The following is a 12,405-nucleotide window of genomic DNA, read 5'->3' as shown; positions in this document are numbered from 1 at the left end:
GGTCCGCCGATGCGGCCGTTCCTACCAACTCGCGAACCCGTGTAGGAGCTACTGTCTTTATCTTTATCGCGGCCATGGGCCGCTCCTACAAAAGCATCCCCCCTGTAGGAGCGGCCCATGGCCGCGATAACGTCAGCCAACATCGACGAACGGGAAGCCACAACCCGAGGCTCGCGGTGCCTATGGCAGAGTCAATTCCCTGGGATCTGGGCACCCGTGACACTGCCCGGAGACAGGCGAGACAACTCATGGCGCGACAGATTGTCGCAGAAGTTGTAACGACTTATTGCCGAGATCAACCTTGGTCGGCGGGCCAAACGCTCTAGTATGGGGCTTCAAGCCCAGCCGTAGCGCGGGCTCGACCAAGGAGATACAGCATGACCGTTACTGTTACTGAACGCGACGAAGACCATATGTCCCGTGAAGCCCGTGGCCTGGGCCTGCACCTGTGGGATGTGAAGCAAGAAGGTGAACTGGTCGGCGTCTATCAGAGCGAAGCCGCTGCTCTCGAATACAAGGAGCAGATCGAACACGACGGCGCGTCGCACGCCGAGTGAGTCGAACGACCTGTTTACCGACTGCCTGAAAAAGGCCCGCCTCTTGGAGGCGGGCCTTTTTCGTTGAGGTCGCTGTGCTTCATAGATTGGACTCATACGACGAACCACCGAAGCCCAAAGGGGGGCGTGGCGTAGGGTGTTGGGCTTCGCTGCGCTTAGCGCCAACCTGTGTAACTCGCGCTGGCGCTGATCGGGTTCTTCTGCCCTCGGTAGCGGGTGGCGTCAGCCCCCCCTCAACGCGCACGTCCAAGTCTTCCACGCCGCTGGAAGTCCTAGCCCGTCCCCCTCAGTGACCCAGCACCTGCTCGCTGCCCCCGGGCTTGTCATGGATGCCGAAGCGGTCAACCAGGGTCGCGCTGGCCGGGTCGAGGTCGAGCACCTGCACGGTCACGCCGTCGCGGCGATAGCGGAGCACGACCTTGTCCAGGGCGGCGACGGCGGTGACGTCCCAGAACTGCGCTGCCTTGAGATCGAGGCGTACCTCGTCCAGGGGTTCCTGGAAATCGAACGCCGCGAGGAAGGCGCTGGTGGACGAGAAGAACACCTGGCCCCGTACCTCGTAGCGGCGCACGCCGGGCGCCTCCAGCCGGGACGTCAGGCGCAGCTGGCGCCCTACCTTGTTGGCGAAGAACAGCGCGGCCAGCAGCACCCCGACCAGCACCCCGAGCGCCAGGTTGTGCGTGGCGACCACGACCACCACGGTGGCGACCATCACCAGGTTGGTGGAGAGCGGATGCCGGCGCAGGTCGCGCAGCGAGGCCCAGTTGAAGGTGCCGAGGGCGACCATGATCATCACCGCGACCAGGGCGGCCATGGGGATCCGGGCGAGCCAGTCGCCGAGGAATACCACCATCAGCAGCAGGAAGACCCCGGCACAGAGGGTGGACAGCCGGGTGCGGCCGCCGGATTTCAGGTTGATCACCGACTGGCCGATCATGGCGCAGCCGGCCATGCCGCCCAGCAGGCCGGCGGCGATGTTGGCGATGCCCTGCCCCTTGCACTCGCGATTCTTGTCGCTGGGCGTGTCGGTGAAGTCATCGACGAGGGTGGCCGTCATCAGCGACTCCAGCAGACCGACCACGGCCAGCGCCAGGGAATAGGGCAGGATGATCAGCAGGGTGTCGAGGGTCAGGGGTACCTGCGGCCAGAGCAGCACCGGCAGGGTGTCGGGCAGCTGGCCCATGTCGCCCACGGTACGGATGTCCAGCCCCAGGGCGAGGGACAAGGCGGTCAAGACCAGGATGCACACCAGCGGCGACGGCAGCAGCCGGCCGACCACGGGCAATAGCGGGAACAGGTAGATGATGCCCAGCCCGGCGGCGGTCATGGCGTAGACCTCCCAGCCGACGTGGGTCAGCTCGGGCAGCTGGGCGAGAAAGATGAGGATCGCCAGGGCATTGACGAAGCCGGTCACCACCGAGCGGGACACGAAGCGCATCAGGCTGCCCAGGCGCAGGTAGCCCGCGCCGATCTGCAGCACCCCGGTCAACAGGGTCGCCGCCAGCAGGTACTGCAGGCCGTGCTCCTTGACCAGGGTCACCATCAGCAGCGCCATGGCGCCCGTGGCGGCCGAGATCATCCCCGGGCGGCCACCGACGAAGGCGATCACCACGGCGATGCAGAAGGATGCGTAGAGCCCGACCTTGGGATCGACTCCGGCGATGATGGAAAAGGCGATGGCTTCGGGGATCAGCGCCAGGGCAACGACCAACCCGGACAGCACGTCGTTCTTCACATTGGCCAGCCAATGCGTCTTGAGGGTATTCAACATAGCAAACTCGCACCTGTGCCTGACCCGTCGGGCGAGCGGCAGACGCCGGATCAGGCGTGGATTTCAGGGTGGGCACACGTCCTGCCGCGGGCGCGACAGGACGATAGCGGTCCTTGCGGCAGGGCAAGGACGAAGGAGGCGCGAGCTATGGGGGACTGGGTTGCCAGTCGAGGGATGGGCAGGGCATGACTCGAACCTAACACGAAAGACCGGGCTTTTGTAGCGCGGGCCGGCGCAGGGCGCCGGGTATGCCACCTGGATCCCAGAGCGGTCGAGCGCCGCCTGTGCGCCGCGAGCCCAGCCCTATCCGGGGCTCGCCCTGCAGCCGCCGTCGCTGCCGCCATACACCGCCCGGTCGGTCCCGCGGAGCATGGGGTCCTGGGTCCGGACGCTCAGGCCGATGTCCTGGACGACGGCCCAGTCAAGCTGACGGCTGTGGTTTTCGCAGTACCCCAGGGTAGCGAGCCCGTCCAGCGCCGCCCGGGTAAAGCTCAGGTGCCGCCCGGCGGCCTCGAAGACGATCAGCATGTTGGGGGGCGGCAAGGTATTTTTCAGCGTGCGCATTCTGGAATCCCGAGACGATCCGACAGTAGTGGGGTGGTCTGCCCGTGGCGGGGTGATAAGGCACCGAGGACGGTGTCCGCAACAGGGTTGAAGTGCCGTGCCTGGCGCCTCATGCGAAGCGGTCGCGGCGCCGCTACCCTACTGGCATCCGCCAAACGAGGGGCGGGCGAGGCTAACGGCGCCTGAGGAGCGGACCGGGCTCGCCACGGAGTGTACGAGCGAGACAGGCGCATGGCGATGGGGCCGCCTGGCGACCAGGAAAAACCCTCGTCCGGACCACCCGGAAAACCCACCACGCCGGCGCCTATAGTCAAACTACTAAGCGATAAATCGTCGTAAAACAGAAACATACGACATAGGACCACTGCCACGCCCTGCCGCATGTCCCCGGAATCGGCCTGCCCATCGTCTCGATTCGAATATCTGGAGAATTCGCGTTCTATTAGCGCGCCCTCAAGAATCGTCGTAATCGATAGCGCGTGGCCACCTGCTTCCGACTGCCTCCTCAACGCCCGCCGCGAGCGGGCGAACCAGGTCCGGAAGCCCAGGCCGACCCGAGCTCTGCCGATGACGACGCCTCCAGGTAAATCCGTGGTTACCCGCACTTGATGCCAAGCACCCCTTTCGCACCGACCGGCACTGCCGGCGGCCGACGAAATCCGAGAGGCTGCCGTAACCGTGAAGTTCGAGGCGCAGGCCCGACGCCACCGCCTCATCACGCACCGCTATCCAGGTAGTCCTCATGCAGCAACGTGGCTGGAACGTATTAAGCAACCTCAGCGTCAGGGCCAAGCTCGCCCTGGGCTTTTCCCTGCTCATCGGCATGATCCTGCTGGTGGCCTACACCGGCTGGTCGGCCACCGACACCCTGCGTGACCGCAGCGAGCGCATGAACGACATCGCCGGCTACAGCACCGTGGCCCGCGACATGCGCATCGAGCGGCTGGTGTATTTCACCAAGGCCGATGACGCCCAGGCGGCCAAGTGGCTCGCCGCCCTGGACAAGACCGAGGCCCAGTTGCACGGCATCATGCCGAAATTCAGGGCCGCGGCGAACAAGGCCCTGCTGGCCGAAGCCGACGCCGCGCTCAAGCGTTATCGCGTCTTCTACACCCAGGTGGTCAGCGCTACCCGCGAGCGGGAAGACACCCGCAAGGTCGCCGCCACCTCCATGGAGTCGGCCAATGCCCAGATGCTCGCCCTGGCCGACGCGGCCAACGCCGAGACCGGGCGCTCCGCCGATCGCCAGCAACTGGCCGCCCTGTTCGTCGGCCTGCAACGCATGAGGGTCGATTTCCGCGGCTACGCGAGTTCCCCGAGCAAGGACGGCGAACAGGCGGCCCGCGCCGCCATCGCCACCGTAATCGACCAGGTCAAGGCCCTCGACACCGCCGCCCTGCCGGCCAACACCGTGCAGCAGCTGCTCGGCGAGATCACCGGCTATCAGCAGCGACTCGAGCAACTGGTGGTCACCCAGGCGCGAGTGGACGAAGCCCAGGGTGGCATCACCAGCACCATCACCACGCTGCTCTCCATCGCCGACAAGCTGACGGCGATCCAGCAGGAATTCCGCGCGGCCGACGTGGCCGGTGCCCGTCAGCTGCTGGCGATCTGGCTGGCGGTCGCCGTCGTCCTGGGCCTGGTCTGCGCCTGGCTGATCACCCGCTCCATCGTCAAGCCGCTGCAGGAGACCGTCGCCCTGGCCGAGACCGTGGCCAACGGTGACATCACCCATCGGCAGGAGGTAACCCGGAAGGACGAGTTGGGCGCGCTACAGACCAGCATGCAGCGTATGACCAGCAACCTGCAGCGCCTCATCAGCGATGTGCGCGACGGGGTGGTGCAAGTCGCCAGTGCCGCCGAAGAGCTGTCGGCGGTGACCGAGCAGACCAGCGCCGGGGTGCAGTCGCAGAAGGTCGAAACCGACCAGATCGCCACCGCCATCCAGGAAATGACCGCCACCACCCACGAGGTGGCGCGCAACGCCGGCGCGGCCGCCAAGTCGGCGTTGGAGGCCAGTCGCCAGGCCCAGCAGGGCGATCAGTCGGTGAGCAAGGCGGTCGATCAGATCGAAGTGCTGGCCCGGGAAATGGCGTCGACCAAGGCCGCCATGGCCACCCTGCGCGGCCATGCCGACAGCATCGGTGGGGTACTGGACGTGATCAAGGCGGTGGCCGAGCAGACCAACCTGCTGGCGCTCAACGCCGCCATCGAGGCGGCCCGGGCCGGCGAGGCGGGACGCGGCTTCGCCGTGGTCGCCGACGAGGTCCGCGGCCTGGCCCAGCGTACCCGCTCCTCCACCGACGAGATCGCCCAGCTCATCACCGGACTGCACCAGAGCACCGACCGGATGGCCACGGTGCTCGACTTCAATGTGCAGCTGACCGACAGCAGCGTCGGCCTGTCCCGCGAGGCGGGCGAGATGCTCAAGCGCATCACCCGCTCGGTCAAGGACATCGAATCGATGAACGAGCAGATCGCCTGCGCCGCCGAACAGCAGAGCTCGGCCGGCGAAGAGATCAGCCGCAACGTCACCAATGTCCGCGACATTTCCGACCAGACCGCGGCCGCCAGCGAAGAAACCGCCTCATCGAGCCTGGAACTCGCCCGCATCGGCGTCCGTCTGCAAGAGATGACGGCACGCTTCAAGGTGTGAGCCGACGGGAGCGGCGCTCTGGCTAGGGATCGTTGAGCTTCGACGGTGGAGCCGTTTCAACCCAGCCTGCGCCAACGGCCGCCCTCACCCCGGCCCTCTCCCCAAGGGAGAGGGGGCGTCGAGGTCAGGCAACGGCGTAGGGTGGAAAACGGCGCAGCCTTTTCCACGAAGGCACTTTGTAGGTTGGGCTGAGCACAGCGAAGCCCAACACCCCTCGGCTGGACCTGCATCGTTGGGCTTCGACGATGGAGCCGTTTCAACCCAGCCTGCGCCAACGGCCGCCCTCACCCCGGCCCTCTCCCCAAGGGAGAGGGGGTATCGAGGTCAGGCAATGGCGTAGGGTGGAAAACGGCGCAGCCTTTTCCACGAAGGCACCTTGTAGGTTGGGCTGAGCGCAGCGAAGCCCAACATCCCTCGGCTGGACCTGCCTCGTTGGGCTTCGACGGTGGAGCCGTCTCAACCCAACCTACGCCAAGGGGCGCCCTCACCTCGGCCCTCTCGCTGGGAGAGAGGCGGTGTCACTTGCCCCCGCCGTCGGTGATGAAATAAAGCGCCCGGTCGGTTCCGCGCGGCAACTGGTCCTGCGACCGGGTGATCAGACCGATGTCCTTGGCGGCGTCGTAGTCCAGGCGCCTTCGGTTGCTTTCGGAGGACAGCAAGGTCGTTAGCTCCTCCGGGGTCAGCGTGAGGCAGTCCTTGTAGATGTCGCGAAACTTGAGATTCGCGCGCTCGACGTCCTCGAAGGCCTGCTTGGCCTGGTCGGGCTTGATGTACCCGCCAAGCGCGATCGAGGTTGCGGCCGGATGCAGGAGAAAGGTAGCCAATGGCGCGGCGTACCGATCCGCCGCCGCACAATAGATCATCGTTGCGGAAGAATCCGTCGCGGCGGCGTCGATGGTGTTGAGGTGCAGCGGATAATGGCGGAGGAACTCGTAGACAACATAACCCGCCTCCATGTCGCCACCGTGGCTGTTGAGATAGAGATTGACGTTCTTGGTGGCGGGATACTTGAGGGCAATGTCGCTCAGCGCCGCCAGCAGCGAGCTGACCGATCTGTCGTCGATGCCGCTGTTGAAGTACACCGAGACGGTGTCGGCAGCGGTACCGCCGTCGCCGCGGATGACGTTCATCTCGGCGACGGCCTGGGTCCCGCAGCTCACGGCCAGCCAGCTGAGTATCCCGCAGGACAGCCACTTCGCGCGTATCGAATGCCTCATCCCTGCTCGCTCCCAGCCCGATGGTCTGAAAAGCTAGAGGGCAAGGCTTAAGGCCGCCTTAAGGCGGCTGGGCGCGCCAGGGGTGTTGAGACCTCAGTCCTTCTTCAGCAGCCCCGCCAGCCCGGCGAAGGGATTGTGCGTAGCCTGGGCCACCTTGGGCGTGCTCAGGGAGCTGTCGCTGAAATATTGCTGGTCGGTGTAGCGGCTGTGCTCGTTGTCGTGGCAATACAGGCAGAGTAATTCCCAGTTGGAGCCGTCCTGGGGATTGTTGTCGTGGTTGTGGTCACGGTGATGCACGGTCAGCTCGCTCAGGCGCTTGCCGGAAAATTCCCGGGCACAGCGGCCGCAGACGTGGGGATACATCTTCAACGCCTTGTCGCGATAGCCTCGTTCGCGCTCACGCTGGGTCTCGGCGAGGATTCGATCCAGCTTCGAGGTATCGGTAGCCATGCTGCACCTGGATTCGTAGGGAAGAGACTCAGTATAGCCCGATCCCCAGGGTGATCGACGACGGCGGCTCGCGCCTTGGGCCCGACCGTCTTCCACCCACCGTCGAGAACCCCTAAGATGTCGCCTATATAGGATAGGGGGGTATGCTATGTCGCACATGAAAGCCCACAAGGACGACCTGCTCAAGCGCGTGAAAAGGATCGCGGGTCAGGTGCAGGCCATCGAACGGGCGCTGGAAGAAGATGCCGACTGCGCCAAGACCCTGCATCTGGTGGCGGCGACCCGCGGAGCCCTTAACGGGCTGCTCGAGGAGATCATCGAAGAGCATGCGAGGGAACATGTCGCCCACCCCGCGCTGACCGATCAGGCGCGAGCCGAAGGGCTGGAGCAGTTGCTTGCAGCCATTCGCCGCTATGGCAAGTGAGGTGGAGATGAACGACCTGGAACTCAGCCACGGACACAGTCACGACTTCCTGGGCGCCCAACACGATCGCAACGCCCAGCGCACCCTCTGGGTGGTGGCCTTGACCCTGGTGATGATGGTGGGCGAGATCGTCGCCGGCTATGTCACGGGGTCCATGGCGCTGCTGGCCGATGGTTTCCACATGGCGACCCATGCGGGCGCCCTGGGCATCGCCGCGGCGGCCTACGCCTTCGCCCGGCGACATGCCGAGGATGCGGCCTTCAGCTTCGGTACCGGCAAGGTCGGGGATCTCGGTGGCTTCGCCTCGGCGCTGATCCTCGGCCTGGTCGCGCTGGGCATAGGGGTCGAATCGCTGATCCGGCTGTTCGAACCCACCCCGGTGCAATTCGGCACCGCTACCCTGATCGCCCTCGTCGGCCTCATCGTCAACGTGATCAGCGCCCTGCTGCTGACCGGTGGCGCGGGAGCGGCTCATGGCCACGGCCATCATCACCCTCATGACCACAGCAATGTTCATGGTCGTGGTCACAGCCACGACCATGGCCATGGCGAAGACAACAACCTGAGATCGGCTTATGTCCATGTGCTGGCGGATGCCGTGACCTCGGTCCTGGCCATCGTCGCCCTGCTGGCCGGCAAGCTGCTCGGCTGGGTCTGGCTGGACCCGCTGATGGGCATCGTCGGCGCCCTGGTGATCGCGCGCTGGGCCTGGCTGCTGCTCAGGGACACCGCCGCCGTGCTGCTGGACCGGACCGATGCCCAGGTGGCGGACGAGATCCGCGAGTTGCTCGCCGCTGAAGACCCGCTGGTGATCACCGACCTGCATGTCTGGCGTGTCGGACCCGCGGCTCGCGCCGCCATCGTCAGCGTGAGCGGTCCGCCGGGAGACGGCGCCAGCGCCGTCCGCCGGCGCTTGCAGCCGGTGCACGAGATCACGCACCTGACGGTCGAGTATCGGAGCGCCTGAGCGGCTCAGCTCGATGGCGAGGTCTGGTCGCCCGCCCCTTCGAACTCGGCGAAGTAGTGCTCCGCCATGGCCCGCAACGAGCGACCGATGCTCGCGTATTCGTATTCGTTGAGGTTGGCGAGGGACACCCGCGCCGCCGGTTGCTGGGTGCCGAAGCCCTTGCCGGGCAGCAGCACGATGCCGGTCTCCTTGGCGATGCGAAACAGCAGGTCGCCACTGCTGAACTTGGCCTTCACCCAGGTGGCGAAGGCGTCGCCATGGAGTTTGCGCGCCAGGTCTTCCAGGTCGAGCAGGGTGTAGTAGTCGACGGCGTTGGGATCGCTCTCGGGGGCGACGCCCAGCTCGCGATAGAGCGCGGCTTCGCGGCGACGCACCAGCTTCTTCAACTCGGTCTTGTAGCCGTCGCTCTCGTCCATCAGCGCGAACAGCGCGAACAACACCATCTGCACCTGCTGGGGCGTGGAGAGCCCCGCCGTGTGGTTGAGGGCCACGGTGCGGCTGTCGGCCACCAGGCGATCGATGAACTTGAGACCGCGCACGTCCGGCAGCAGAGTGCCGTAGCGACGGTCCAGCGCGGCCTTCACCTGCTCGGGCAACTCGGCCAGGGCCTGGTCGAAGACGCTGTGCTTGTGCGCGCCTATCACCCCCAGGCGCCAGCCGGTGGCGCCGAAGTATTTGGAGAAGGAGTACACCAGCAGGGTGTTGCGCGGGCAGGTGGCGAACAGCGAGCGGAAGTCGTCGGCGAAGGTGCCGTAGACGTCGTCGGTAAGGATGAAGAGATCCGGACGCGCCTCGGCGACAATGCGGGCGACGGTCGCCAGGCTGCGGTCGTCCATCTTCACCGAGGCCGGATTGCTGGGGTTGATGCAGAAGAAGATCTTGATCGCCGGATCGCGCAGCTTGTCGAGTTCGCTGTCCGGGTACTGCCAGTTGGCCTGGGGGTCGGCCTGGATGTGCACCTGTTCCAGGCCGAATTCCTCCAGTTCGGGGATCTCGATGTAGGGGGTGAAGGCCGGCATGCCGATGGCCACCTTGTCGCCACGGCTGACCAGCCCGTTCTGCTGCAGCGAGTGGAAGATGTAGGTCATGGCCGCCGTGCCGCCTTCCACGGCGAAGAGGTCGACGGTGCCCGCCGGCACGTAGCCGCCGATCATCTCCTTGACGATGTAGTGACTGACCACCTGCTCGGAGACCTTGAGCATGCGCGGCGGAACCGGGTAGTTGACGCCGAGGATGCCTTCCACCATTTCGTGCAGGAAGGCCGAGGCCGAGAGGCCCAGCTGGTCGCGCACGTAGCTCAGGCTCTTGGCCAGGAACAACACCCCAGGCTGGTCACGGTGCTCGGCGGTATAGCGCTCGAAGCGCGCTTCTATGCCATCGAGCTGCGGCAGCCCACCGACGCCATGGGGCATGTAGGAATAGGACAGCTCGGCCTCGTTGGTGGCGAACAGGCCGAGGCGGAAGAAGGCCCGCCGCGGCAGGGTCGCCAGGAAATTGGGATTGCCGCGCCCGGCGTTGAGCATCAGGCGGTTCTCACTGCCCGAGGCGAGTCTGATCAGTTCGTCCTTGAGTTCGAACGGGCTGAGCTTGGCGTATTGGGCGTAATCGTCTTGGACTTCGCTCATGACTTGCCTCTTTCGGTTAGGCGAAGGCCACCACCAGTGGCCCGAGCAGGGTGAGGAACACGTTGGCCAGGGCGTAGGTGACCGCGAAGGGCACCGTGGGAATGGAATTGCCGGCCTTGTCCAGCACCTCGCCAAAGGCCGGGTTGGCGCTGCGCGCACCGGCGACGGCCCCGGCGAACAGCGCCAGGTTGCGGTAGCGCAGGACATAGCGGCCGACGAGGATGGTGATGACGATGGGCACCACGCAGACCACCACCCCGATCAGGAAGATGGAGAGGCCCTGGATGGCGATGGTCTCCACCGCCTGGCGCCCGGACTGCAGCCCCACCACCGCCACGAAGCCGGCCAGGCCGAGGTCGCGCAGCAGGGTCGAGGCCGGCAGCGGCAGGTTGCCGCGGGTCAGGTGGCGACTGCGATACCAGCCGAACACCAGACCGGCGATCAGCACCCCGCCGCCACTGCCCAGGGTCAGGGGGATGGCGCCCAGGCGGATCACGACCAGGCCGATGAGCAGCCCGACCGCCAGGCCGAAGCCATGGAAGACGAAGTCGGTCTTGTCGCTGGGCACGACGAGGGCGCCGACCTGCTGGGCGACTCTCTGGATGTCGTCCGGGGTACCGTAGAGGGTGACCAGGTCGCCCGCCTCGATGACGGTGTCCGGCTCCAGGGACAGCGGACGCCCGGCGCGTTTCACCCCGACCACATAGACGCCGTGGCGCAGGGCCCGGCTGGCGGCGTGCCGGATCTCGGCCACGCGGCGGCCAATGAAGGCGGGGTTGTCGAGGGTGACATCACGCTGCACCACCACCACGTCCATGTCGGGCGACGACTGCAACTCGGTACCCAGGCGTGCGGCGATGGCCACCACCCCGGCCCGCCGGCCCACCACCAGCACCACATCACCGGCTTCCAGCACCGTCGTGGGCGTCACCCCGATCAAGGCGCCACCGCGCTTGATGCGCTCGATGGTGAGTGCGGCCTGGGGATCGTCCGAGCCGCTCACCTCCAGTTGCTCCACCGTCTGGCCGGCCGCCTGGTCGATGCGATAGAGGCGTCCTACCAGCGGCGGGATGGCCGGCAATTCCCCAGGTCCGTAGACCTTGGCGCCGGCCAGCAACTCGGCCTCGGCCTGGGTGGCATCGTCGCGGATGCTGCGCCGCATGAACCAGGGCAGCAGGTTGACGCAGAGGAGGATGGCGCCGAAGGAACCGAAGATATAGGTCACGGCGTAGCCCACGGCCACGTTGCCCTGCAGCACCTGGATCTGTTCCAGCGGCAGGTCGAGCTTGGCGATGGCCGCGCTGGCGGTACCTATGATCGCGGACTGGGTCATGGAGCCGGCGGCGATTCCCGCGGCGATGCCCTTGTCGAGGCCGAACAGGCGGGCGCAGAGGATGATGGTCAGCAGGCCGCTGAGCGCCATCACCGCCGCCAGGACGATCTCGCGCAGCGATTGCCGCCCCAGGGAGCGAAAGAACTGCGGTCCGCTCTCGAAGCCGACGGCGTAGATGAACAGCGCGAAGAGTACCGACTTGATACCGTTGTCGATGCTGATGCCGACCTGACTGATGACCACCGCCACCAGCAGGGAGCCGGCGACCCCGCCCAACTGAAACTTGCCGAACTGGATACTGCCGATCCAGTAGCCAATGGCCAGGGAGAGGAACAGGGCCAGTTCCGGTGCCTGGTTCAAGATCTGGTGCAGGTATTCCATGGGGTCACCTTCGACCAGGGATCCATGTGCAGAGGAAGGTGAAAACGACGGTTCGACCTGGTCGCGCGTGCCGCCAGAAGAACCTTCGTTGCACCGGATGCCCTACAGGATGTTCCTGACCGCGAGGGCGCCTCACCAAAAATAGTCATGTCATAAGAAGACATAACTCGACAGGGCCCAAAGAACCTAAGCACAGCAGGCTAGAGCCGTCAAAGGCGGCTCTGCACCGAATCAGTGCGGTAAAAGGCGGGGTTTCCGCCGAAAAATTTGGCGATCGATGGCACCGCGCGAGGAGGTCGCTGGAGCGCCAGGGCCCGCCCCACTCGCGTTGCGCAAGAGCCAAGCGAAGCCGTGCCGCTGCGCTTGTTTTCCGGGTGAAAAGACCGAGATCGAGGCAAGCCGCTCGTCGGGTGCTCAACCAGAACGACCACCCGCGGCAATCCAGGATGCCTTGCTCTTG

Annotated in this window: 10 protein-coding genes and 1 pseudogene; 5 read left to right on the top strand and 6 right to left on the bottom strand. The window is 65.7% G+C overall.

Features of this window, described 5'->3' with window-relative positions:
- The first annotated feature begins 377 nt into the window (after window positions 1-377).
- Window positions 378-557, top strand: coding sequence for a hypothetical protein (locus tag FSV73_RS05195; protein WP_145004898.1), 180 nt, complete (start codon window positions 378-380; stop codon window positions 555-557).
- Between the two features lie 286 nt (window positions 558-843).
- On the opposite strand, the gene FSV73_RS05190 is transcribed toward FSV73_RS05195, so the two are convergent.
- Together FSV73_RS05190 and FSV73_RS25520 are read right to left on the bottom strand one after the other, a co-directional pair.
- Window positions 844-2,328: a SulP family inorganic anion transporter gene (locus FSV73_RS05190; RefSeq protein ID WP_145004895.1), complete on the bottom strand. Its 1,485-nt coding sequence runs from the start codon at window positions 2,326-2,328 to the stop codon at window positions 844-846.
- Window positions 2,329-2,631: 303 nt separating this feature from the next.
- Window positions 2,632-2,892: a hypothetical protein gene (locus FSV73_RS25520; RefSeq protein WP_186309162.1), complete on the bottom strand. Its 261-nt coding sequence runs from the start codon at window positions 2,890-2,892 to the stop codon at window positions 2,632-2,634.
- Window positions 2,893-3,634: 742 nt separating this feature from the next.
- Between FSV73_RS25520 and FSV73_RS26050 the strand changes: the two are divergent.
- Both FSV73_RS26050 and FSV73_RS26045 read left to right on the top strand, forming a co-directional pair.
- A pseudogene (locus tag FSV73_RS26050) lies at window positions 3,635-4,690 on the top strand (methyl-accepting chemotaxis protein); the annotation flags it as partial.
- Window positions 4,676-5,548, top strand: coding sequence for a methyl-accepting chemotaxis protein (locus FSV73_RS26045; protein ID WP_437179267.1), 873 nt, complete (start codon window positions 4,676-4,678; stop codon window positions 5,546-5,548). The pseudogene FSV73_RS26050 and the gene FSV73_RS26045, both read left to right, overlap by 15 nt.
- Before the next feature lie 518 nt (window positions 5,549-6,066).
- Here FSV73_RS26045 and FSV73_RS05175 read toward each other — a convergent pair.
- On the bottom strand, window positions 6,067-6,678 hold the full coding sequence (locus FSV73_RS05175) for an ATP-dependent Clp protease proteolytic subunit (protein WP_186309161.1): 612 nt from the start codon (window positions 6,676-6,678) through the stop codon (window positions 6,067-6,069).
- Between the two features lie 180 nt (window positions 6,679-6,858).
- Window positions 6,859-7,215: a YajD family HNH nuclease gene (locus FSV73_RS05170; RefSeq protein ID WP_145004886.1), complete on the bottom strand. Its 357-nt coding sequence runs from the start codon at window positions 7,213-7,215 to the stop codon at window positions 6,859-6,861.
- A 148-nt stretch (window positions 7,216-7,363) separates the two neighbouring features.
- On the opposite strand from FSV73_RS05170, the gene FSV73_RS05165 reads away from it, so the two are divergent.
- Entirely contained in the window at window positions 7,364-7,639 is a 276-nt protein-coding gene (locus tag FSV73_RS05165; protein WP_145004884.1) for a metal/formaldehyde-sensitive transcriptional repressor, read from the top strand.
- A 7-nt stretch (window positions 7,640-7,646) separates the two neighbouring features.
- Entirely contained in the window at window positions 7,647-8,606 is a 960-nt protein-coding gene (gene dmeF, locus FSV73_RS05160) for a CDF family Co(II)/Ni(II) efflux transporter DmeF (RefSeq protein ID WP_145004880.1), read from the top strand.
- A gap of 5 nt (window positions 8,607-8,611) precedes the next feature.
- On the opposite strand, the gene FSV73_RS05155 is transcribed toward dmeF, so the two are convergent.
- The gene (locus FSV73_RS05155) at window positions 8,612-10,231 is read right to left on the bottom strand and encodes a bifunctional aspartate transaminase/aspartate 4-decarboxylase (protein WP_145004877.1); all 1,620 of its coding nucleotides are present in this window, start codon (window positions 10,229-10,231) and stop codon (window positions 8,612-8,614) included.
- Between the two features lie 16 nt (window positions 10,232-10,247).
- A complete protein-coding gene (aspT, locus tag FSV73_RS05150; protein ID WP_145004874.1) occupies window positions 10,248-11,945 on the bottom strand; it encodes an aspartate-alanine antiporter in 1,698 nt (565 codons plus the stop codon).
- Window positions 11,946-12,405 lie beyond the last annotated feature (460 nt).

Origin of the sequence: Pseudomonas oryzihabitans (genome assembly GCF_007665395.1) — a bacterium.
In the GTDB taxonomy this organism is placed as follows: Bacteria; Pseudomonadota; Gammaproteobacteria; order Pseudomonadales; family Pseudomonadaceae; genus Chryseomonas; species Chryseomonas psychrotolerans_C.
The sequence above is the reverse complement of the archived record's forward strand: the minus strand, read 5'-3'. Positions and strand labels throughout refer to the sequence as shown.

Excerpts from the sequence above, each read along its gene's own strand:
- FSV73_RS05170 (WP_145004886.1), bottom strand. The coding sequence starts at position 7,215 with ATGGCTACCGATACCTCGAAGCTGGATCGAATCCTCGCCGAGACCCAG.
- FSV73_RS26045 (WP_437179267.1), top strand. The coding sequence starts at position 4,676 with ATGCAGCGTATGACCAGCAACCTGCAGCGCCTCATCAGCGATGTGCGC.
- FSV73_RS05155 (WP_145004877.1), bottom strand. The coding sequence starts at position 10,231 with ATGAGCGAAGTCCAAGACGATTACGCCCAATACGCCAAGCTCAGCCCG.
- FSV73_RS05195 (WP_145004898.1), top strand. The coding sequence starts at position 378 with ATGACCGTTACTGTTACTGAACGCGACGAAGACCATATGTCCCGTGAA.
- FSV73_RS25520 (WP_186309162.1), bottom strand. The coding sequence starts at position 2,892 with ATGCGCACGCTGAAAAATACCTTGCCGCCCCCCAACATGCTGATCGTC.
- aspT (WP_145004874.1), bottom strand. The coding sequence starts at position 11,945 with ATGGAATACCTGCACCAGATCTTGAACCAGGCACCGGAACTGGCCCTG.
- FSV73_RS05175 (WP_186309161.1), bottom strand. The coding sequence starts at position 6,678 with ATGAACGTCATCCGCGGCGACGGCGGTACCGCTGCCGACACCGTCTCG.
- dmeF (WP_145004880.1), top strand. The coding sequence starts at position 7,647 with ATGAACGACCTGGAACTCAGCCACGGACACAGTCACGACTTCCTGGGC.
- FSV73_RS05165 (WP_145004884.1), top strand. The coding sequence starts at position 7,364 with ATGTCGCACATGAAAGCCCACAAGGACGACCTGCTCAAGCGCGTGAAA.
- FSV73_RS05190 (WP_145004895.1), bottom strand. The coding sequence starts at position 2,328 with ATGTTGAATACCCTCAAGACGCATTGGCTGGCCAATGTGAAGAACGAC.